Genomic DNA, 20,036 nt, shown 5'->3' with positions numbered 1-20,036 from the left:
CATGTCCTCACCCTTCCGCCGCCTGCTCGCCACTGCCGCCCTGCTGCCGCTGCTGGCCGCCTGCGCCCAGACCATGTCCACCCCGCCGGAGCCGCTGACCGGCATCTGGCTGGTGGAAGGCGTCTACGACAGCGGCACCGACAGCCCCACCGCCGCCGAGCGCCACGCCCTCAAGCACCAGGCCATGCGGGTGAGCCCGAGCCAGATCACCGATCCGCTCGGCCGCAACTGCCCGGCCCCCAGCTACGAGGTCCGGCGCACCAGCGGGGCGGAGTGGTTCGGCTATGGCGGCGGCTGGCTCGACCGGCGCGGGCCGGACGTGGCGCTGACGGCGGTGGACGTGCTGTGCGCCGGCTATCCCTTCGACCGCTACGCCCTGCGCGAGGATGGCGCCCTGGTCGGCCGCTACCGCGATGCCTACCTGGTGCTGCGGCGGGACGACGATCCGCGCATGGCGGAGCGCCTGCCGGCCCTGGATACCGCCCGCTACAACCGGGTGCTGATGCCCGGCGGTCCGGCCCGTCCGGCGGCGCCGCAACTGGCCGCCGCCGCCCCGGCCGCCGCGCCGGCGGCAGCGGCGGGGGAGGCCGGCGACGACGACGCCCTTGCCGTCGCCTTGGCGGTGCCGCCGCCGGAAGTGCTCGGCCCGCTGCGCCGCCCGGCGCCGGAACCGCAGGCTGAGGCGGCGGAGGGCCGCCCGGCCGCAGCCGGCGGCACGGCGCTGCATCTCGCCTCGCTGAAGACGGAAGACGCCGCCGCCGCCGAATGGCGCGGCCTGCGCCAGCGCCAGCCGCTGCTGCGGCAGTGGCAGGTGCGCTACGACAGCGTCGACCTGCCGGAGAAGGGGCGCTACGTGCGGGTGCTGGCGGTGCCGCCGGCCGGCACCGACGCCCGCGCCGCCTGCGCCGAGCTGGAGCGCGCCGGCCAGTACTGCCGCCTGCAACGCTGACGGGCGCTGTCGCCCAGGCAAAGGAAAAGGGCGGCCCGGGGGGAGGGCCGCCCTTCTGACGTTCGCCGCCCCGGGAACCAGGGGGGTGCGGGGGAGGGAGGTCCCCGCCGGGAGGCGAACGATCCGAACCGTGCGCCGACGCTAGGCGGTCAGCGGACGGAAGAACTTCTTGCCGGACCCGCACAGCGGGCAGATCCAGTCGTGCGGCAGGTCTTCAAACGACACGCCGGCGGGAACGGGGTGGCCGGGATGGGCGATGTTGTCGGCATCGCCGGTGGCCGGATCGTAGACGTAGGGGTCGCAGTCGGCGTTGGTGCACACCCACTTGGCCGCCGCCGCCTCGGCCGCCGAGGCCCGCCTGGGGCTGGCGGTGCCGCCCAGGCTGACCGCCAGCGAACCCAGCGCGATGTTCATCAGCGCCAGAAACCGGCGCCGCGTCGGCGCTCGGGCCATGGTGGTAGCGACTGCCGACTGAAGCATGGCACCCCCCTCTTCCGATGCCCCGAGTGTCGGCCAGGGGCGGCGGTGACGGAAGTGACGATGCTGTGACAACCTTGTGTCTGCGGAGGGCCTGCGCCCCCCGACCGGCGCACCCTGATGGGGGCCGGCCGGGGGAACCGGAGGATCACGCCAGGGCGGCGTTGAAATCGTCCAGCAGGGCGCCGATGCGGGCGGCGTCCCATTCGGTCATGATGGCCATGGCGCGGCGCGAAGCCTCGTGGATGGACATCTGCCGGATGCGTTGCTTCACCCGCGGGATGTTGGTCGACGACATGGACAGCTCGCGGAAGCCGAGGCCGAGCAGCAGCGGCGTCAGGCGCGGGTCGCCCGCCATCTCGCCGCAGACGGAGACGGGGATGCCGGCCCGGTGCGCCGCCTCGCAGCTGAACTGGATCAGCCGCAGCACCGCCGGATGCAGCGGGTTGTACAGATGCGCCACGGTGTCGTCGGACCGGTCGATGGCCAGGGTGTACTGGGTCAGGTCGTTGGTGCCGATGGCGAAGAAGTCGGCGTGGTAGGCCAGGGCATCGGCCGCCAGCGCCGCCCCTGGCACCTCGATCATGACGCCGAGCGGCGGCAGCGGATCGGGCAGCGGCACGCGGCGGCGATGCAGGCGGCGCACCACCTGATCGAGGATGCGGCGGGCCTGCACCAGTTCCTCCGGCGTGCCGATCATCGGCAGCAGGATGCGCACCGGCCCGATCACCCCCACCCGCAGGATGGCCGCCAGCTGCGCCTCGAACAGGTCGACATGGGCGAGGCTGAGGCGGATGGCGCGCAGGCCGAGCGCCGGGTTGGGCGAAATCCGCCCGCCCACCAGCGACCCCAGCTTGTCGCCGCCGGCATCCAGGGTGCGGATGGTGACCGGACGGCCGTTCATGGCCTCCACCACCGGCCGCATCAGCTCCACCTGTTCATCCTCGTCGGGCAGGTCGTCGCGGTTCATGAACAGGAACTCGCTGCGCAGCAGCCCCACCCCTTCCGCCCCGGCGTAGAGGGTGGCGTCGATCTCGGTCGGCAGTTCCATGTTGGCGTTGAGGTGGACCCGCACGCCGTCGCGGGTGACGGCCGGCACCTCGCGCAGGCGCGACAGCGCCCGCCGGTGCCGCAGGAAGTCGGCCCGCCGCTTGCGGTAGAGGCACAGCGCCTCGGCATCGGGGTTGATGATGACCTGACCGGCGGTGCCGTCGACGACGATGGTGTCGCCGCTGCTCACCTGCCCGGTCAGCCCCTGCACGCCCACCACCGCCGGCAGGCCGAGCGACCGCGCCATGATGGCGGTGTGGCTGTCGGCGCCGCCGGTTTCGGTGGCGAAGCCGCACACCGTTTCGGGGTCGAGCAGGGCGGTATCGGCCGGGCTCAGGTCTTCGGTGACGATCACCGTGTTGCGGCCGAGGGAGGAGAACGCCCGCACCGGCGCCTTGGTCAGGTTGCGGATCAGCCGCTGGCCGATGTCGCGGATGTCGGCCATGCGGCCGGCGAGATAGCTGTCCTCCATGGCCGCGAAGGCGGTCAGCAGCTCGCCGATCTCGTGCTTGACGGCGGCTTCGGCGTTGATGCGCTGCTCGGCGATGCGGCTGTTGACGCCGCGCACCAGCCGCGAGCCCGACAGCATCTGCTGGTAGGCGTCGAGCAGGTAGCCCAGTTCCTCGCCGGCGGCGCCGGGCAGCTTGCCGGCGCGGCGCTTGAGGGTGCCGAGCTGGCGCATGGCGGCCTGCACCGCCTCGGCGAAGCGGCGCTGTTCCGAGTCGATGCGACTGGCGGCGATGCGGTATTCGGGGGCGTGCAGCGCGCCGGCGTCATGCACGTGAACCGTTCCCACCGCAATTCCCGGAGCCACCCCCAGGCCGTCGAGCCGCCGGCAGTCGCGCGGCGCCCGCTCAGTCTTCATGGAACTTGTCGTCGATCAGCTGGCAGATGGCAGCGATGGCCGTCTCGGCATCGTCGCCGGCGGCGCGGATCTCGATGGTGGTGCCGGGCGACGCCGCCAGCATCATCAGCCCCATGATCGACCGGCCGGACACTTCCTGGCCGCGGTTGATGACGGTGATGTCGGCGCTGTATTCGGCCGCGAGCTTGACGAACTTGGCCGCGGCACGGGCGTGCAGGCCGCGGCTGTTCCTTATGGTCGCCTCGCGTCGGATCATGTCTTGGACGGTCCCCATTGGTGCCTCACGACTCCTGGGTCAGCAGCTTGGAGGCGACGTTGATGTACTTGCGCCCCGCCTCCTGGGCGGCGGCCACGGCATCGGCCAGGTCCTTCGTGCCGCGCACCGAGGCCAGCTTGATGAGCATGGGCAGGTTGACGCCGGCGATCACCTCCACCTTCGCCTTGTCCATGATGGAGATGGCAAGGTTGGACGGCGTGCCGCCGAACATGTCGGTCAGCAGCACCACCCCGGCGCCGCTGTCGGTCTGGGCGACGCGGGCCAGGATGTCGGCGCGGCGTTGCTCCATGTCGTCGTCGGGACCGATGCAGACGGTGGCGATCCGGTCCTGCGGCCCGACCACATGTTCCAGGGCCGCCACCAGTTCGTCGGCGAGCCGGCCGTGGGTTACGAGTACCATACCGATCATAGGGTTTCCCTCTTCTCCCACCCCTCGGGCAAGGCCTGGGGGTCGACGTCGCGGTGGCGGACGATGACGCGCATGCCGGCGTCGCGCAGCCACCGGGCCAGCCGGTCAACGGTGAAGACCGAGCGGTGCTTGCCGCCGGTACAGCCGATGGCGATGGTCAGATAGCTCTTGCCCTCGGCCTCATAGCGCGGCAGCAACGGCTGCAGAAGGGCGCGCAGGTTGGCGTAGAAGGCGCTCCAGTCGGGGTCGGCCTCCACATAGGCGGCCACCCGCGGGTCGAGGCCGGTGAACGGCTTCAGCTCAGGAACATAGTGCGGATTGGTTAAAAAGCGCACATCGAACACCAGATCGGCATCGCGCGGCACGCCGTCGCGGAAGCCGAAGCTGGTGACGCAGACCGTCATGCCGGGCGAGGTGCCGAGGCTGAACAGCTGTTCCAGGTCGGCCCGCAGGTCGCGCGGTGGCCGGTTGGTGGTGTCCATCACCACGTCGGCGGCATCGCGCAGCGGCCGCAGCATCTGGCGTTCGATCTGGATGCCGTCCAGCAGCGGCAGGTCCACCGCCAGCGGGTGACGGCGGCGGGTTTCGGTGAACCGCCGCATCAGCACTTCGGTGTCGCTGTCGAGGAACAGCAGCCGGGCATCCAGGTGATCCTCCGCCCGCAGCGCCGCCATGCCGCGCTTCAGCTGCGCCACGTCGAAATCGCGGGTGCGGATGTCGATGCCGAGCGCCAGCGGGCGTCGGATGCCGCCGCCGGCGTGCAGCAGGCCGTCGAGCAGCGCCAGCGGCAGGTTGTCCACCGCTTCCCAGCCCATGTCCTCCAGCGCCTTCAGCGCCGTGGTCTTGCCGGCGCCGGACAGGCCGGTGACCACGACCACGCGCCCGCAACCGGCCGCGTTGAGCGGCACTTGGGCGGGGTGGGCCGCTGCGGGCGGCACGGTGTCTCGCTCGACGGTCATGGTGTCTGAAGTATATCGCCCACGGCCAGCATAAGGGCAAGGCGAACCTTGGCCGGCGCGCTTGCCGCGAAGGGATCGAGCCGCACCAGCGGCAGCCGGTGGCCCGGCAGCAGCTCGACGGCGGCATCGGCGGGCGGCAGGCGCTCCACCGCCTCCGGCCGTACCAGGTCGACCACCAGCCGCAGCGGCACCGGGCCGGCGTGCAGCCACGCCGCCGGCAGCCGCAGGATGCCGACACCGCGCACCTCCAGCAGCCCGGCGATGGCGGCCGGCGCGGCGCCGGTCAGGCCTGCGGCGGAGGTGGGGTCGGCCGTCACCTCGGTATAATCATCGGCCACCAGCCGGGCATCGCCGCGGCCGTCGTCGAGCAGCCGCAGCGCCAGGTCCGACTTGCCGCTGCCCGACGGCCCGCGCAGCACCACGCCGCGCCCGCCGAGCGCCACGGTGGTGGCGTGAAGGGTGATGGTCATGGAAACCAGAGTGGGCGCCGCCGGGGGCCAAGTCAATCGGCGCCCCCTGCGGCACCGCCGGGCAGGGCCACTGCGCCGCCGCCTTCCCCCGCCGGGCCGCCGCTGCTAGCCTTGGCGCACCCTTCCGCCGCCGTCGAAAGCCCAAGCTCCCCCATGGCCGTTCTTCAGACCCTGTTCTCCGTCATCGCGCCGGTATTCCTCATCTCGCTCATCGGCTATTTCTGGGGCCGCAGCGGCAAGGTGTTCGACACCCCCATGGTGACCCTGCTGGTCATCAACATCGGCGTGCCGTGCCTGATCGTGAACGTGCTGCTGAAGGCGGACCTGACGGCCGACGCCCTGACCGAGATGGCCGCCGCCGCCTTCCTGTCGCTGATCGCCACCGCCGCCGTCGCCTATGGCTTCGTGCGGGTGATGGGGTGGTCGAGCCGCGCCTACCTGCCCGGCCTGATCTTCGGCAACACCGGCAACATGGGCCTGCCGCTGGCGCTGTTCGCCTTCGGGGAGCCGGGGCTGGCGCTCGCCATCGGCTATTTCGTCGTCTTCGCGGTGCTGCAGTTCACCTTGGGCCTCAGCGTCGCTTCCGGCCGCTTTTCGGTGAAGGAGACGGTGCGCAACCCGGTGGTGGTGTCGGTGGTGATCGCCATCGGCCTGATGGCCGCCGACGTGACGCTGCCGAAGTGGATCGACAACACCCTGACCCTGCTGGCCGGCATGACCATTCCGCTGATGCTGCTGACGCTCGGCGTGTCGCTCGGCCGGCTGCATGTCCACACCCTTGGCCGCAGCGCCGTGCTGTCGGTGATGCGGCTGGCGCTCGGCTTCGGCCTCGGCTGGGCGACGGCGGAGCTGCTGGGCATGGAGGGCATGGCGCGCGGCGTGCTGATCCTGCAGAGCGCCATGCCCGTGGCGGTGTTCAATTACCTGTTCGCGGTGCGCTACCACTCGGCGCCGGAGGAGGTGGCGGGGATGGTGGTGATTTCCACCGCCCTGTCCTTCGCCACCCTGCCCTTCCTGCTGCTGGTGGTGATGTAGCGCCGCCGCCGCGCCTCAGACCGCGAGGCCCTTGGCCATCACCCGCGCCAGGCGCTTGCCGAAGGCGATGGGGTCGGTGGGGGCCTCGCCCTCGACGATGCGGGCCTGATCGAGCAGCAGGAAGGCGAGATCCTCCAGCTCCGGCGTCGCCCCCGCCGTGGCGCGGCCGGCCATGTGCTTGATCAGCCCGTGGGTCGGGTTGATCTCCAGGATGCGCGGCGTCTCGTCGTCCTTCTGCTTGTGGGCGCGCAGCAGGCGTTCCAGGTGCATGGGCATGTCGCCTTCCTCGGCCACCAGGCAGACCGGGCTTTCGGTCAGGCGGCCGGAGGGGCGGACGTCCTTCACCTTGGCGCCCAGCGTCGCCTTCAGCAGGGTGACGAGGCCGTCCAGCTGGTCGGCCGGCGCTTCGTCCTTCTTGCGCTCCTCGGCCTGCTTCTCCTCCTCCGCGCCGCCCGCGATGGCGGCCAGATCGGCGCCGCCGGCGGCCACCGACTTGAGCGAGAAGTCCTTGTAGCCGGGGGCGTTGGCGACCCAGAACTCGTCGATGGGATCGGTCAGCAGCAGCACCTCGACGCCCTTGGCGCGGTAGCCTTCCAGCAGCGGGCTCTGCATCAGCGCGGCGCGGTCGTCGCCGGTGATGTAGTAGATGTGCTTCTGCCCGTCCTTCATGCGGCCGACATAGTCGTCGAAGGACACCAGCCCCTCGCCGTGGGTGGTGCGGAAGCGCACCAGCTCGGTGATCTTGTCGCGGCGTTCCCAGTCCTCGTACATGCCCTCCTTCACCACGGCGCCGAAGGTATCCCAGAAGCGGGCGTAGTCGTCGGGGGCGTCGGCGGCCTTCTTCTTCAACTCGCCCAGCAGCTTGTTGACGAGGCCGTTCTGGATCTTCTTCAGCAGCGGGTTGTGCTGCAGCATCTCGCGGCTGACGTTGAGCGGCAGGTCGGGGCTGTCGACCACGCCGCGCACGAAGCGCAGCCACGCCGGCACCAGGCCCTCGCAGTCGTCGGTGATGAACACCCGGTTGACGTAGAGCCGCACATGCTGCTTGCGGTCGGGCTGGAACAGGTCGAACGGCTTCTGGCCGGGGATGAACAGCAGGCCGGTGTATTCGATGGCGCCTTCGGCCTTGGTGTGCAGGGTCAGCCAGGGTTCGTCGAAGGCGTGGGCGACGTGGTGGTAGAATTCCTTGTACTGCTCGGCGGTGATGTCGTCCTTCGACCGCGTCCACAGGGCGGAGGCTTCGTTCAGCGTCTCCACCTCGGCATCGCCCTCCTTCAGCTGCACCGGGATGGCGATGTGGTCGGAGTAGGTCTTGACGATGTGGCGCAGGCGGAAGGGCTCCAGGAACTCCTCCTCGCCGTCCTTCAGGTGCAGCACGATGCGGGTGCCGCGGCCGGCATCGGGCACCTCGCCGACGGTGAAGGTGCCGCTGCCGTCGGACACCCAGCGCCAGCCGTGGGCGTCGCCGGCCTTGCGGCTGACCACTTCCACCTGCTTCGCCACCATGAAGGCGGAATAGAAGCCGACGCCGAACTGGCCGATGAGGGTCAGGTCCTTGCGCGAATCGCCGGTCAGGTTGCGCAGGAACTCGCCGGTGCCGGAGCGGGCGATGGTGCCCAGGTTCTCGATCAGCTCGTCGCGGTTCATGCCGACGCCGTTGTCGGCGACGGTCAGCGTCTTCGCGTCCTTGTCCGGCGTCAGGGTGATGCGGAAGCCGGGGTCGTCGGCGGTCAGTTCTGGCTGGGTCAGGGCCATCCAGCGCAGCTTGTCGCAGGCGTCGGAGGCGTTGGACACCAGCTCGCGCAGGAAGATCTCCTTGTGGGAGTACAGGCTGTGGACGACGATATCCAGCACCCGCGCCACTTCCGCCTGAAAATTCAGTTTCTCGTCAGCCATCTCGAGCAATCCTTGTTCCTTGGCCTTGGCTCGGTCCCCTGAGGGCGCGCGCCGGCCCCTGCGGGCGCCGGCGGCGGCACGATATGGGGAAATTCGGCGGCGAAGTGCAAGCACAGGATGCCGGTCGCCACCATGCGCGAACCGCCGCCCCGGCCGCCGCGTCCTCTATCGGCCGGCGGGCCGCGCCGGACGGGTGCCGCGCCAGGGCAACAAGAAAAGGTGGCGGTGGCCTATCCTCGACGTTGCCCACACGCGAGGGACGGGCTATTAATTCCGGCCCGTCGCCCCGCGCCGCAACGCCGTGACGACAGCCGGCCCGCGCGCCGTCGGAAGACGCCCGTGCGACCGGAACGACAGATTTCTGAACCCCGGCCGGACCGTGCTGGCATAAGGCCGACGGCCGTGCGACGACCAGGAGAGTTTTATGCAGCTTCCCGTGCAGATCTCCTTCCACGGACTCGACCACTCGGACGCCGTCGAGCAGCGCGTCCGCGAGAAGGTGGAAAAGCTGGAGCAGTTCTGCAAGGACATCGTGTCCTGCCGCGTGGTGGTCGAACAGCACCACAAGAACACCTCCAACCAGCACCACAAGGGCGAGCCGTTCCACATCACCATCAATCTGTCCGTTCCGGGCGATGAACTGGTGGTCGGCCGCGACCCGAAGGAAGTGCACGCGCACGAAGACATCGGCGTGGCCATCCGCGATGCCTTCGACAGCATGGAGCGGCAGCTGAAGTCCTGGGTCGGCAAGCAGCGGGAACTCGACCGCAACGCCCACAAGTCGGCCTGATCCGACGCCGCCGTCCGGCAGCCTGACCGACGCCCTTCGCGCCTGCGCGAAGGGCGTTCGCGCATGGGGATGGCGGCGGCCGGCAGCCTTGCATTCCTGCCCCGTCCTCCCGATGTTGCGGCTATGACAAGCACGCTTTCGGGGGCCAGGATCACCGCGGTCCTCGGCCCGACCAACACCGGCAAGACCCACCTCGCCATGGAGCGCATGATGGGTCATGCCACCGGCATGATGGGGTTTCCGCTGCGGCTTCTCGCCCGCGAGAACTATGACCGGGTCGTTCGCGCCAAGGGGCCGCACCGGGTCGCCCTCATCACCGGCGAGGAAAAGATCATCCCGCCCAACCCGTCGTGGTGGATCTGCACGGTGGAGAGCATGCCGCTCGACCGCCGGGTGGATTTCCTCGGCATCGACGAGATCCAGCTGTGCGCCGACCCTGACCGCGGCCACATCTTCACCGACCGCCTGCTGCGCGCCCGCGGCACGCGCGAGACCATGTTCCTCGGCAGCGAGACCATCAAGCCGCTGATCCGCGATCTGGTGCCGGGGATCGAGGTGGTGACCCGGCCCCGCCTGTCGCAGCTGACCTATGCCGGGCCGCGCAAGCTGACGCGGCTGCCGCGGCGGTCGGCCATCGTCGCCTTCTCCGCCGCCGACGTCTATGCCATCGCCGAGCTGGTGCGCCGCCAGCGCGGCGGCGCGGCGGTGGTGCTGGGGGCACTCAGCCCGCGCACCCGCAATGCCCAGGTGGCCATGTTCCAGGCCGGCGAGGTCGACCATCTGGTGGCCACCGATGCCATCGGCATGGGCCTCAACATGGACATCGACCACGTCGCCTTCGCCTCCGTCCGCAAGTTCGACGGCCACATGCCGCGCCGGCTGGACGCCTCGGAAGTGGCGCAGATCGCCGGGCGCGCCGGCCGCGGCATGAACGACGGCACCTTCGGCACCACCGGCGACACCGGCGGCATCGACCCCGAGATCGTGGAGCGGGTGGAGGCCCACAGTTTCCCGCCGCTGACCGGCCTGTTCTGGCGCAACGCCGACCTGCGGCCGACCTCCATCGACGCCCTGCTGGCCTCCCTCGCCAAGCCGCCGCCGCAGCCCGGCCTGATCCGCCCGCGCCGCCCGGCCGACGACCAGCTGGCGCTGGAGGCGCTGGCCCGCGACCCGGAGATCCGCCGCATCGCCGATACCGCCCACCGGGTGCGGCTGCTGTGGGACGTCTGCGGCGTGCCCGACTTCCGCAAGGTGATGCCGGAGAGCCATTCGCGCCTGCTGGCCCAGATCTACCGCCACCTCACCGCCGGCGACGGCCGCATTCCCACCGACTGGCTGGCCGGGCACGTGCGGCAGGTGGACCGGGTGGATGGCGACATGCACGCCCTGGTCGACCGCATCGCCTCCATCCGCGTGTGGACCTACATCAGCCACCGCGCCGACTGGCTGCACGACACCCGCGAATGGCAGGAAAAGACCCGCGCGGTGGAGGATCGCCTGTCCGACGCCCTGCACGAAAGCCTGACCCAGCGCTTCGTCGACAAGCGCACCGCCGTGCTCGCCCGGGCGCTGCGCGACGACACGCCGCTGCTGCCCACCGTCTCCGCCGCCGGGGCGGTGCTGGTGGAGGGGCAGTCGCTCGGCCAGCTGACCGGCCTGCGCTTCATCCCCGAAAAGGGCGAGAGCCGCGCCGCCGACCGGGCGGTGATGAACGCCGCCGGCAAGGCCCTGCGGCGGGAGATCGCCGACCGCGTCGACCAGCTGGTGCAGGACGGCGACGACGCCTTCACCCTCGACGATGCCGCCGCCGTGCTGTGGCGCGGCGAGCCGGTGGCGCGGCTGACCGCCGGTGCCGACCCGCTGCGCCCGGCGGTGGAGGTGCCCTTCGCCGACATGCTGGAAGGCGATGCCCGCGACAAGGTGCGCCGCCGCGTCGGCGACTGGGTGAAGGCCCACATCGGCAGCGTGCTCAAGCCGCTGCTGCGGGCGCTGGAGGCGGACCTGACGGGGGCGCCGCGCGGCCTGGTGTTCCAGCTGGCGGAAGGGCTCGGCAGCCTGCCGCGGGCGGTGGTGGAGCCGCAGCTGCGGGCCCTGGCGGAGGCCGACCGCAAGGCGCTCGCCCGCCTCGGCATCCGCTTCGGGGTCGAGACCGTGTTCGTGCCGGCCCTGCTGAAGGCGGCGCCGCAGCGCCTGCGCGGCCGCCTGTGGGCCGCCCGCACCGGCGGCGTGCTGCCGGCCCTGCCGGAGGGCCGCACCAGCCTGCGGTTCGACGCCGGCGTGCCGTCCGGCTGCTACGAGGCCATGGGCTATCGCGTGCTCGGCCCGGTGGCGGTGCGGGTGGACATGGTGGAGCGCTTCGCCGCCGAACTGCGCCGCATCGCCCGCGAGCAGCAGGGCCTCCTGCCGCCGCAGGTGCTCACCCTGCTCGGCATCGGCAGCGACGACGCTCCGGCGGTGCTGGCGGCGCTGGCCTGGCAGGCGGAGGCGACGGCCGACGGCCTGCGGGTGCGGCCGCTGGCGCGCAAGCCCCGCCGCCCGGCTTCCCGTGCCCGCAAGGCGGAGGCGGCCAGCGCGGGCGAGGCGCCGACCCCCGCCGGCCATGGGAAGGACAAGGGGAAGGACAAGGGCAAGGTCAAGGGCGGCGGCGGTCCCAAGCGGCCGCGCCGCGACTTCGAGGACAGCCCCTTCGCCATCCTGCGCGACAAGGTAAGGATCACCGCGTGAGCGACGACGACGACACCCCCGACCCTGCCGCCCCGCCGCCGGGCGGCGGCGCCATCCGTCTGGACAAGTGGCTGTGGCACGCCCGCTTCTGCAAGACGCGCGGGCTGGCGCAGACGTGGTGCGGCTCCGGCCACGTCACCGTCAACGGCCGCACCGTCAGCAAGCCCTCGACCACCGTGAAGCCGGGCGACACCGTCAGCTTCCTGTCCGGCCCCTACCGCCGCACGGTGGTGGTGCAGGCCCCCGGCGAGCGGCGTGGCCCGGCACCCGAGGCCCAGACCCTCTACACCGAGCCGACGCCGCCGGACCGGGTGACCGACGCCTTCATGCCCCACCGCCCGCGCGGCACCGGCCGCCCGACCAAGAAGGACCGCCGCGCGCTCGCCTCGCTGAAGGGCGAGGGGGCGGAATAGGCTCCGAAATCGTAATCGCTCCGTTCGATCAATAAAGACCCTACTATCGGTTGGATCATCATCATCCGCTTCCCCTAAGGTCGGGACATCACCCGCAGGAGGAACGCCGAGATGACCGACCGCCGCCCCACCATGACCACCACCGCCGGCGCCCCGATCGCCGACAACCAGAACTCGCTCAGCGCCGGCCCGCGCGGCCCGCTGCTGATGCAGGACTGGCAGCTGATCGAAAAGCTGGCCCACCAGAACCGCGAACGCATCCCCGAGCGGGTGGTGCATGCCAAGGGCTGGGGCGCGCACGGCACCTTCACCGTCACCAACGACATCACCCGCTACACCCGCGCCAAGGTGTTCTCGAAGGTCGGCAAGCAGACGCCGCTCATCGCCCGCTTCTCCACCGTCGCCGGCGAGCAGGGGGCGGCCGATGCGGAACGCGACGTGCGCGGCTTCGCGGTGAAGTTCTACACCGAGGAAGGCAACTGGGACGTGGTCGGCAACAACACGCCGGTGTTCTTCGTCCGCGACCCGCTCAAGTTCCCCGACTTCATCCACACCCAGAAGCGCCACCCGCGCACCAACCTGCGCAGCCCGACGGCCATGTGGGATTTCTGGTCGCTGAGCCCGGAAAGCCTGCACCAGATCACCACCCTGTTCTCCGACCGCGGCCTGCCGCAGACGCCCATGCACATGAACGGCTACGGCAGCCACACCTACAGCTTCTGGAACGATGCCGGCGAACGGTTCTGGGTGAAGTTCCACTTCAAGACCCACCAGGGCCACAAGCACTACACCAACGACGAAGCCGCCGAGATCATCGGCCGGACCCGCGAGAGCTATCAGGAGGCGCTGTTCGGCACCATTGAACGCGGCGAGTTCCCGCGCTGGACCCTGTTCGTGCAGATCATGCCGGAGCTGGAGGCCGAAACCACCCCCTACAACCCCTTCGACCTGACCAAGGTGTGGCCGCACGGCGACTACCCGCTGATCGAGGTCGGGGTGATGGAGCTGAACCGCAACGCCGACAACTACTTCGCCGAGATCGAGCAGGTGGCCATGTCGCCATCCAACGCGGTGCCGGGCATCGGCTTCTCGCCCGACCGGATGCTGCAGGCGCGGCTGTTCTCCTACGCCGATGCCCACCGCTACCGCCTCGGCACCCATTACGAGGCGCTGCCGGTGAACGCTCCGCGCTGCCCCGTCCACCACTACCACAAGGACGGCGCCATGCGGTTCTTCCGCAACGACACCGGCAACCCGGACGCCTACTACGAGCCCAACTCCTTCAACGGCCCGACGCAGGACCCGACGGTGGCGGAACCGCCGCTGCGCATCACCGGCGATGCGGCCCGCTACGACCACCGCGCCGGCAACGACGACTTCTCGCAGCCGCGGGCCCTGTTCCGCCTGTTCGACGCCGACCAGCGCAGCCGCCTCCATGCCAACATCGCGGCGGCCATGCAGGGGGTGCCGGCGGTGATCGTGGAACGCCAGCTGGCCCTGTTCGACCAGGTGGACCCGGAATACGGCGCCGGCGTGCGGGCGGCGCTGCGGCAGTAGCCGACTGGCAGAGGCCCGAGGCCGGGGGGCCGGGGGCCGGGATCGCTCAGGCGGTCTCGGCCGTCGGCTGCTGCAGCGGCACGGTGGAGCCGGTCTTGACCCGGCGCAGGGCGATGCAGGCGTCGTAATTGCGGACCAGCGGGTTGTCGGTCAGGAAGCGGCGCAGGAAGGCGTCGTAGTCGGCCATGTCGCGGCACGACAGCACCAGCACATAGTCGAAGCCGCCGGACACGTGCCAGCACTGCTGCACCTCCGGCGCGGCGCGGGCGGCGCCTTCGAAGGCGGACAGGTCTTCGGCGTGCTTGGTCTCCAGCGCCACCCGCACCACCGCCTGCAGGGTGACGCCCACCTTTTCGGGCGCCACCACCGACACGTCGGCGATAATGACGCCGGCGCGGCGCAGGCGGTCCACCCGGCGCAGACAGGCGGCGGGAGACAGATGAACAACTTCGGAAAGGGAAGCGCTCGTCAGCCTGTTGTCGCGCTGAAGCTCGGTCAATATCCGAATGTCATAGGCATCGAGCTGCATGTCTTCCCCGTGGCCGGAACCGGCGCTCGTGCAACCCCTGCATGAAAGAATGCACGGCGATTGCGCGGAAAATTATCATGCGGCCCGTGCAATTTGCGCGCATTCTTCGGGGCTTCGACGGTATTTCTAATCCGGGCGGCCCATTCCCCCGAGTGACCCGCCCACCTGCCGCCGCACCTCCCGTGCACCCCGGATACAAAAGCTCGGACGCGGCGGCATTCCCCGAACCAGGACGGGTGGCGACCCCCGCCGTCGTGGTTCGGGGACCCCGTGGGCAAGAACGGGGGAACCCCCGTGGGCGAAAGACGCCGACCCTCTGGTATATCCCCGATTGTCCCGGCTGCACGCAGGAGCGTCAAGCCGGCTTATCCCATGGCCGTCATCGGGTATTTGCATTGCACCTGCCGGCGCCGGGCCCTGCGACCCGGCGGGCAGGGAGGCGCGCGCCTCAGCCGGCGGCCAGCACCCGCGGCCGGCCGGTTTCGTCGATGGCGACGAAGGTGAAGGTTCCTTCGGTGACCTTCACCGGCTCCAGGGTCGAGCGGCGGCGCACCCAGGCTTCCACCTTGATGGCGAGCGAGGTGCGGCCGGTGCGGATGACGCGGGTGTAGCAGGTGAGTTCGTCCCCCACCCGTACCGGCTTGTGGAAGGTCATGCCGTCCACCGCCACGGTGACCACCCGGCCCTGCGCCGCCACCCCGGCCGCCATGCCGCCGGCGAGGTCCATCTGGCTCATCAGCCAGCCGCCGAAGATGTCGCCGGCGGGGTTGGTGTCGGCCGGCATGGCCAGCGTGCGGATCATGATTTCGCCCTGCGGCAGGGCGGGTTCGGCGGCGGCATCGGTCATGGCGGCTGGTCCTTCGGACGGTGGGTTTCCCATGGCCCCACCATATAGCCGACACCGCCCGCCGCCGCCACGGCATCGCCTTGCCGGCCCCTGGGGTGCTGCCTATAATGCGCGCCATGTCCGACCTGTTCCAGAACACCGCCGCCAAACCCGCCGACTACACCGCCAAGGACATCGAGGTCCTGGAGGGGCTGGAGCCCGTCCGCAAGCGGCCCGGCATGTACATCGGCGGCACCGACGAAAAGGCGCTCCACCACCTGGTGGCGGAGATCCTCGACAACGCCATGGACGAAGCGGTGGCCGGCCACGCCACCGTCATCGACGTGGAGCTGGCGCCCGACAACGTGGTGACCATCCGCGACAACGGCCGCGGCATCCCGGTCGACCCGCACCCCAAGTACCCCGGCAAGTCGGCGCTGGAGGTGATCTTCACCACCCTGCACTCGGGCGGCAAGTTCGGCGGCGGCGCCTACAAGGTGTCCGGCGGCCTGCACGGCGTCGGCGTGTCGGTGGTCAACGCCCTGTCGGACAGCCTGATCGTGGAGGTGGCGCGCGAGCGCAAGCTGGTGCGCCAGACCTATTCCCGCGGCCTCGCCACCAGCCCGCTGCAGGACCTGGGCGCGGTGCAGAACCGGCGCGGCACCACCGTCACCTTCCACCCCGACCCGGACATCTTCGGCCCGCGCGCCCGCTTCAAGCCGGGCACGCTCTACCGCATGACGCGGTCGAAGGCGTACCTGTATCGCGGCGTGCGCATCCGCTGGAGCTGCGCCCCCGAACTGATCAAGGAAGACAACCCGACGCCCGAAAGCGCCGAGCTGCACTTCCCCAACGGCCTGACCGACTTCCTGGCCGAGCTGATGCAGGGGCGCGACACCGTCACCCCCGCCGTCTTCGCCGGCCGCCAGGACTTCCCCGACGACATGGGATCGGTGGAATGGGCCATCGCCTGGCCGGACGACCAGGAGGCCTTCTTCTCCTCCTACTGCAACACCGTGCCGACGCCCGAGGGCGGCACCCACGAACAGGGCCTGCGCAACGCCCTGACCAAGGGGCTGCGCAGCTTCGGCGACATGGTGAACAACCGCAAGGCCGCCAACCTGACGCCCGAGGACGTGCTGGGCGGCGCCTGCGTCATGCTGTCGTGCTTCATCCGCGAGCCGCAGTTCCAGGGCCAGACCAAGGAAAAGCTGGCGAGCGCCGAGGCGACGCGGCTGGTCGAACAGGCCATGAAGGACCAGTTCGACCACTGGCTGTCGGGCGACGCCCAGGCCGCCAACGCCCTGCTCTCCCACGCCCTGTCGCGCGCCGACGACCGCGCCCGCCGCAAGGCGGAGAAGGAGACCAGCCGCAAGACCGCCACCAAGAAGCTGCGCCTGCCCGGCAAGCTGGCCGACTGCTCGCGCTCCATCGCGCAAGGCACGGAACTGTTCCTGGTGGAGGGGGATTCGGCCGGCGGCTCGGCCAAGCAGGCGCGCATGCGCGAAACCCAGGCGGTGCTGCCCCTGCGCGGCAAGATCCTCAACGTCGCCTCGGCCAGCATTGAAAAGCTGCGCGCCAACCAGGAACTGTCGGACCTGCTGGAGGCGCTCGGCTGCGGCGCCCGCGACCATTACGACGACGAGAAGCTGCGCTACGAGAAGGTCATCATCATGACCGACGCCGACGTCGACGGCGCCCACATCGCTAGCCTGCTCATGACCTTCTTCTACCGCGAGATGCCGAAGCTGATCGAGAACGGTCACCTCTATCTCGCCATGCCGCCGCTCTACCGCCTCACCCACGGCGGCAAGAGCATCTATGCCCGCGACGACGCCGACAAGGACCGCCTGCTGAAGACCGCGTTCAAGGCCACCGCCAAGGTGGAGATCAGCCGCTTCAAGGGCCTGGGCGAAATGCCGCCCATGCAGCTGAAGGAAACCACCATGAACCCGGCGACGCGCACGCTGCTGCGCGTCAGCGTGCCCGACGTGCGCACCGAGGAAAGCCGCGAGGAAGCCGCCAGCACGGCGCGCCTGGTGGAGCGCCTGATGGGCCGCAAGCCGGAGCTGCGCTTCCAGTTCATCCAGGAAAACGCCCGCTTCGTCGAAGAACTGGACATCTGATCCGGGCCTGATCCCCCGTCCCTGCGTCACCCCCGCGGCCTGCGCCGTCGGGGGTGTTCGACGTTTCCACCTTTTCGCAACTGCCGTATCCGGTGGGACACTTGCCGCCGGACAGGGTGATCGGCCACGGTGAGGGGGCAGGGAGGGATCATCACGGTGGCCGGCGCTTCGGCGGTTCTTGGGGAAGAACTGCGGAACAGCGGGGCACCAGCCGGCCGGAGGACCCCATGTCCATCATCGTCTCGCTTCACGACCACCCTGCCTTCCACCGCCGCTGGCTGGCGCGTCAGTCGCGCCGGGTGGCCGCCGACTGCCGCGAGGCGAGCCACACCCTGAGCGAGATGCGCTCCGCCCTGGTGGATTTCGGCAACCGGCTGGAGGAATACCAGCAGGTCATCGCGCCGACGCGGCGGGAATCGCGCGCCACCATCGCCGCGCTGGACAGCGGCGACATCGCCACCATGGAGGCGGTGCGCGACGGCATCCTGCGCCGTCGCGGCAGCCGCTGACAGGCCCCGGCGGGGCTCGCCGCCGCGACCGATCACGCCCCCTCGCCGCGTCCAGCGGCGATCAGGCCCCTCGCCGCCTTAGGCGGCGATCAGGCAGACGCCATGGCCCGCGGCAGGCTGCCGCCGCTGTGGGCGGCGACGTAGGCATCCAGCGACGGCGGCGGCGCCTGCCCCACCAGGGCGAAGGCGGCCTGCATGGCCTGCGCCCGCACCTGCGCCTCGGCGCCGTCGGGATCGCCGGCGGCCACCGCCGCCAGACAGGCCGCCCAGGTTTCGGCCCGGGTCAGCAGGGCCGCCGTCTCCAGCGCCGCCGACTGGCGGTGAATGAGGATCTGGCCGCGCAGGCCGGTCACCATCTGGCGCAGCACCGCATCGTCGCAAGCATCGAACAGGGCGGTCAGGAAGGCGTCCTCGTGCAGGCGCAGGTCCTCGCCGCGACCGGCTTCGGCAGAGCGCTCCAGCTGCCGCAGGGCGCGGCCGAGGGCGTTGAAGTCGCGCGCCGTGCCGTGGATGCAGGCCAGCCGGGCGACGAAGCCCAGCAGCAGGCCATAGGCGACCACCACGCGCAGCAGATCCTCGCGCTCCAGCCGGGCGACGAAGGTGCCGCGGCCGACCACGATGCGGACGAGGCCGCTGGTCTCCAGGATCTTCAGGGCTTCGCGCACCGGCGCCCGGCTGACGCCGAACATGGTGGACAGTTTGGTCTCGACCAGCCGCTCGCCCGGCTCGAAGCGGCCGTCAAGGATGGCCGCGGAAATGCGCTCCGCCACGCTCTGCGTGAGCGTCGGCGACCGCGCGATGGTGTCGTCGTTCAGCATGTCGGTACTCGACGCCTGTCGGCGGCCGTCCGGGGGTCCGGCCGCTTCTCCCCCCACCCCACGCTGCAGCGGTCTCCCCCGACGGTCCCCACTGACCGCACCCGCGTCATCGTGCCGAAAACACACACAATACGGGTAATGGTATCCGTCTGCGGTAAGGCGGTCAACGTGGCCCCGCGTCAGGGGCGGCGGCCTTGCCGAAGGGATCGGGGCAGGCGCAGGGGCGTTGCGACGAAAGGCGCCCTCATGGCCGGTTTTCCGGCACCTGCGGTCGGCGGGCGGGCCTCACCGCCGCAGGATGTCGGTGGCGCGGTGGTCGGCCGGCACGCCGTCGATCAGGATGACGTCGCCGCGGCTGTCCCCCTGCCGCAACGGCAGCAGCCGGCGATAGGCGTCGGAGGCGTACCAGCCCTCGGCGCTGGCGCGGTCGGGGAAGGCGATGACGATGAGGTCGCCGCTCCAGGCGCCCTCCAGCACCGTCGGCGGGTCGCCGTGGATGAGGAAGCGGCCGCCGAAGGGCGCCAGGGTGGCGTCGATGCCCTCCAGGTAGGCGACGATCTCCGGGCCCATGGCGACGTCGTGCAGGTGTCCGATGGCGTAGGTGGTCATGGCGGGCTTGTCCTGTGCTCGGGGCGGGGTGGATGCCGTCACCATGCCGTCGCCGCTGCGGCAGGACGATAACCCGGCAGGTAATTGGCGCGCCGCGCCGCCGCCGCGTATGATGCCGGCCATGAGACCTTCGTCGTCCTGCTCCGCCGGAACCCTGCTGCGCCACTGGCGCACCCGCCGCCGCCTCAGCCAGCTGGCGCTGGCGGCCGAGGCGGGGGTGTCGCAGCGGCACCTGAGCTTCGTCGAATCGGGACGCGCCGCCGCCAGCCGCGACATGCTGCTGCACCTGGCCGAGCACCTGGACATCCCCCTGCGCGAGCGCAACGCCCTGCTGGCGGCCGGCGGCTTCGCCCCGGTGTTCCCCCGCCACGACCTCGCCGACGCCGGATTCGCGCCCGCCCTGGCGGCGGTGCGCACCATCCTGGCGGCCCATGAGCCGTGGCCGGCGCTGGCCGTCGACCGCAGCTGGACGCTGGTGGCCGCCAACCGGGCGCTGGCGCCGCTGCTGGCGGCGGCCCATGCCGGGCTGCTGGCGGCGCCGGTGAACGTGCTGCGCCTCAGCCTGCACCCGCGCGGCCTGGGGCCGCAGATCGTCAACTACCGCGACTGGCGGGCGCATGTGCTGGAGCGGCTGGCGCGCGACATCGCCCTGACCGCCGACGTCGGCCTCCTCGCCCTGCGGCGGGAGATCGAGTCCTACCCCGTCCCCGCCGGCGCCGCGCCGCCCCGCCGCGGCGGGGGCGCGCCC

Annotated in this window: 20 protein-coding genes; 9 read left to right on the top strand and 11 right to left on the bottom strand. The window is 70.9% G+C overall.

Annotation, left to right across the window (positions count from 1 at the left end; translation table 11 throughout):
- The first annotated feature begins 1 nt into the window (after nt 1).
- Entirely contained in the window at nt 2-949 is a 948-nt protein-coding gene (locus ABD056_RS08340; RefSeq protein ID WP_343866094.1) for an SPOR domain-containing protein, read from the top strand.
- Nucleotides 950-1,090: 141 nt separating this feature from the next.
- Here the strand turns inward: ABD056_RS08340 and ABD056_RS08335 are convergent, their stop codons facing one another.
- The 6 genes from ABD056_RS08335 to ABD056_RS08310 all read right to left on the bottom strand — a co-directional run bounded on the left by ABD056_RS08335 (nt 1,091) and on the right by ABD056_RS08310 (nt 5,456).
- A complete protein-coding gene (locus tag ABD056_RS08335; protein ID WP_343866093.1) occupies nt 1,091-1,429 on the bottom strand; it encodes a rubredoxin in 339 nt (112 codons plus the stop codon).
- Nucleotides 1,430-1,574: 145 nt separating this feature from the next.
- On the bottom strand, nt 1,575-3,341 hold the full coding sequence (ptsP, locus tag ABD056_RS08330; RefSeq protein WP_343866092.1) for a phosphoenolpyruvate--protein phosphotransferase: 1,767 nt from the start codon (nt 3,339-3,341) through the stop codon (nt 1,575-1,577).
- The gene (locus tag ABD056_RS08325; protein ID WP_343866091.1) at nt 3,331-3,597 is read right to left on the bottom strand and encodes an HPr family phosphocarrier protein; all 267 of its coding nucleotides are present in this window, start codon (nt 3,595-3,597) and stop codon (nt 3,331-3,333) included. The genes ptsP and ABD056_RS08325 overlap by 11 nt, the downstream gene beginning before the upstream one ends.
- Nucleotides 3,598-3,622: 25 nt before the next feature.
- Nucleotides 3,623-4,027, bottom strand: a complete 405-nt coding sequence (locus tag ABD056_RS08320) for a PTS sugar transporter subunit IIA (protein ID WP_343866090.1) — start codon at nt 4,025-4,027, stop codon at nt 3,623-3,625.
- Nucleotides 4,024-4,986 carry an RNase adapter RapZ gene (gene rapZ / locus ABD056_RS08315; protein WP_343866089.1) on the bottom strand — a complete coding sequence of 321 codons (963 nt, stop codon included), beginning with the start codon at nt 4,984-4,986 and terminating at the stop codon, nt 4,024-4,026. Before rapZ ends, ABD056_RS08320 begins: the two co-directional genes overlap by 4 nt.
- Nucleotides 4,983-5,456, bottom strand: a complete 474-nt coding sequence (locus ABD056_RS08310; protein ID WP_343866088.1) for an HPr kinase/phosphorylase — start codon at nt 5,454-5,456, stop codon at nt 4,983-4,985. Before ABD056_RS08310 ends, rapZ begins: the two co-directional genes overlap by 4 nt.
- 153 nt (nt 5,457-5,609) lie before the next feature.
- On the opposite strand from ABD056_RS08310, the gene ABD056_RS08305 reads away from it, so the two are divergent.
- Nucleotides 5,610-6,491, top strand: coding sequence for an AEC family transporter (locus ABD056_RS08305; protein ID WP_343866087.1), 882 nt, complete (start codon nt 5,610-5,612; stop codon nt 6,489-6,491).
- A gap of 15 nt (nt 6,492-6,506) precedes the next feature.
- Here the strand turns inward: ABD056_RS08305 and htpG are convergent, their stop codons facing one another.
- Nucleotides 6,507-8,387, bottom strand: a complete 1,881-nt coding sequence (htpG, locus tag ABD056_RS08300) for a molecular chaperone HtpG (RefSeq protein ID WP_343866086.1) — start codon at nt 8,385-8,387, stop codon at nt 6,507-6,509.
- Between the two features lie 424 nt (nt 8,388-8,811).
- Between htpG and ABD056_RS08295 the strand changes: the two genes are divergently transcribed.
- The 4 genes from ABD056_RS08295 to ABD056_RS08280 all read left to right on the top strand — a co-directional run bounded on the left by ABD056_RS08295 (nt 8,812) and on the right by ABD056_RS08280 (nt 13,871).
- Nucleotides 8,812-9,177: an HPF/RaiA family ribosome-associated protein gene (locus tag ABD056_RS08295; protein WP_343866085.1), complete on the top strand. Its 366-nt coding sequence runs from the start codon at nt 8,812-8,814 to the stop codon at nt 9,175-9,177.
- A 123-nt stretch (nt 9,178-9,300) separates the two neighbouring features.
- Nucleotides 9,301-11,901, top strand: a complete 2,601-nt coding sequence (locus ABD056_RS08290) for a helicase-related protein (RefSeq protein ID WP_343866084.1) — start codon at nt 9,301-9,303, stop codon at nt 11,899-11,901.
- Entirely contained in the window at nt 11,898-12,314 is a 417-nt protein-coding gene (locus tag ABD056_RS08285) for an RNA-binding S4 domain-containing protein (protein ID WP_343866083.1), read from the top strand. Before ABD056_RS08290 ends, ABD056_RS08285 begins: the two co-directional genes overlap by 4 nt.
- Before the next feature lie 111 nt (nt 12,315-12,425).
- Nucleotides 12,426-13,871: a catalase gene (locus ABD056_RS08280; RefSeq protein WP_343866082.1), complete on the top strand. Its 1,446-nt coding sequence runs from the start codon at nt 12,426-12,428 to the stop codon at nt 13,869-13,871.
- A gap of 46 nt (nt 13,872-13,917) precedes the next feature.
- On the opposite strand, the gene ABD056_RS08275 is transcribed toward ABD056_RS08280, so the two are convergent.
- Together ABD056_RS08275 and ABD056_RS08270 are read right to left on the bottom strand one after the other, a co-directional pair.
- On the bottom strand, nt 13,918-14,400 hold the full coding sequence (locus ABD056_RS08275) for an Lrp/AsnC family transcriptional regulator (protein ID WP_343866081.1): 483 nt from the start codon (nt 14,398-14,400) through the stop codon (nt 13,918-13,920).
- Nucleotides 14,401-14,848: 448 nt separating this feature from the next.
- Nucleotides 14,849-15,247 carry an acyl-CoA thioesterase gene (locus ABD056_RS08270; RefSeq protein ID WP_343866080.1) on the bottom strand — a complete coding sequence of 133 codons (399 nt, stop codon included), beginning with the start codon at nt 15,245-15,247 and terminating at the stop codon, nt 14,849-14,851.
- A gap of 116 nt (nt 15,248-15,363) precedes the next feature.
- Here ABD056_RS08270 and parE point away from each other — a divergent pair, with 116 nt between their 5' ends.
- Nucleotides 15,364-17,352: a DNA topoisomerase IV subunit B gene (parE, locus tag ABD056_RS08265; RefSeq protein ID WP_343866153.1), complete on the top strand. Its 1,989-nt coding sequence runs from the start codon at nt 15,364-15,366 to the stop codon at nt 17,350-17,352.
- A 227-nt stretch (nt 17,353-17,579) separates the two neighbouring features.
- Entirely contained in the window at nt 17,580-17,861 is a 282-nt protein-coding gene (locus tag ABD056_RS08260) for a hypothetical protein (protein ID WP_343866079.1), read from the top strand.
- A gap of 89 nt (nt 17,862-17,950) precedes the next feature.
- Here the strand turns inward: ABD056_RS08260 and ABD056_RS08255 are convergent, their stop codons facing one another.
- Complete coding sequence (locus tag ABD056_RS08255) at nt 17,951-18,679, bottom strand: GntR family transcriptional regulator (RefSeq protein ID WP_343866078.1); 729 nt, start codon at nt 18,677-18,679, stop codon at nt 17,951-17,953.
- A 285-nt stretch (nt 18,680-18,964) separates the two neighbouring features.
- The gene (locus ABD056_RS08250; protein WP_343866077.1) at nt 18,965-19,288 is read right to left on the bottom strand and encodes a DUF1330 domain-containing protein; all 324 of its coding nucleotides are present in this window, start codon (nt 19,286-19,288) and stop codon (nt 18,965-18,967) included.
- Nucleotides 19,289-19,409: 121 nt separating this feature from the next.
- Between ABD056_RS08250 and ABD056_RS08245 the strand changes: the two genes are divergently transcribed.
- On the top strand, nt 19,410-20,036 hold a 627-nt coding region (locus ABD056_RS08245), incomplete at its 3' end, for a helix-turn-helix domain-containing protein (protein WP_343866076.1).

This window comes from Caenispirillum bisanense (assembly GCF_039523075.1).
In the GTDB taxonomy this organism is placed as follows: Bacteria; Pseudomonadota; Alphaproteobacteria; order Rhodospirillales; family Rhodospirillaceae; genus Caenispirillum; species Caenispirillum bisanense.
The sequence above is the reverse complement of the archived record's forward strand: the minus strand, read 5'-3'. Positions and strand labels throughout refer to the sequence as shown.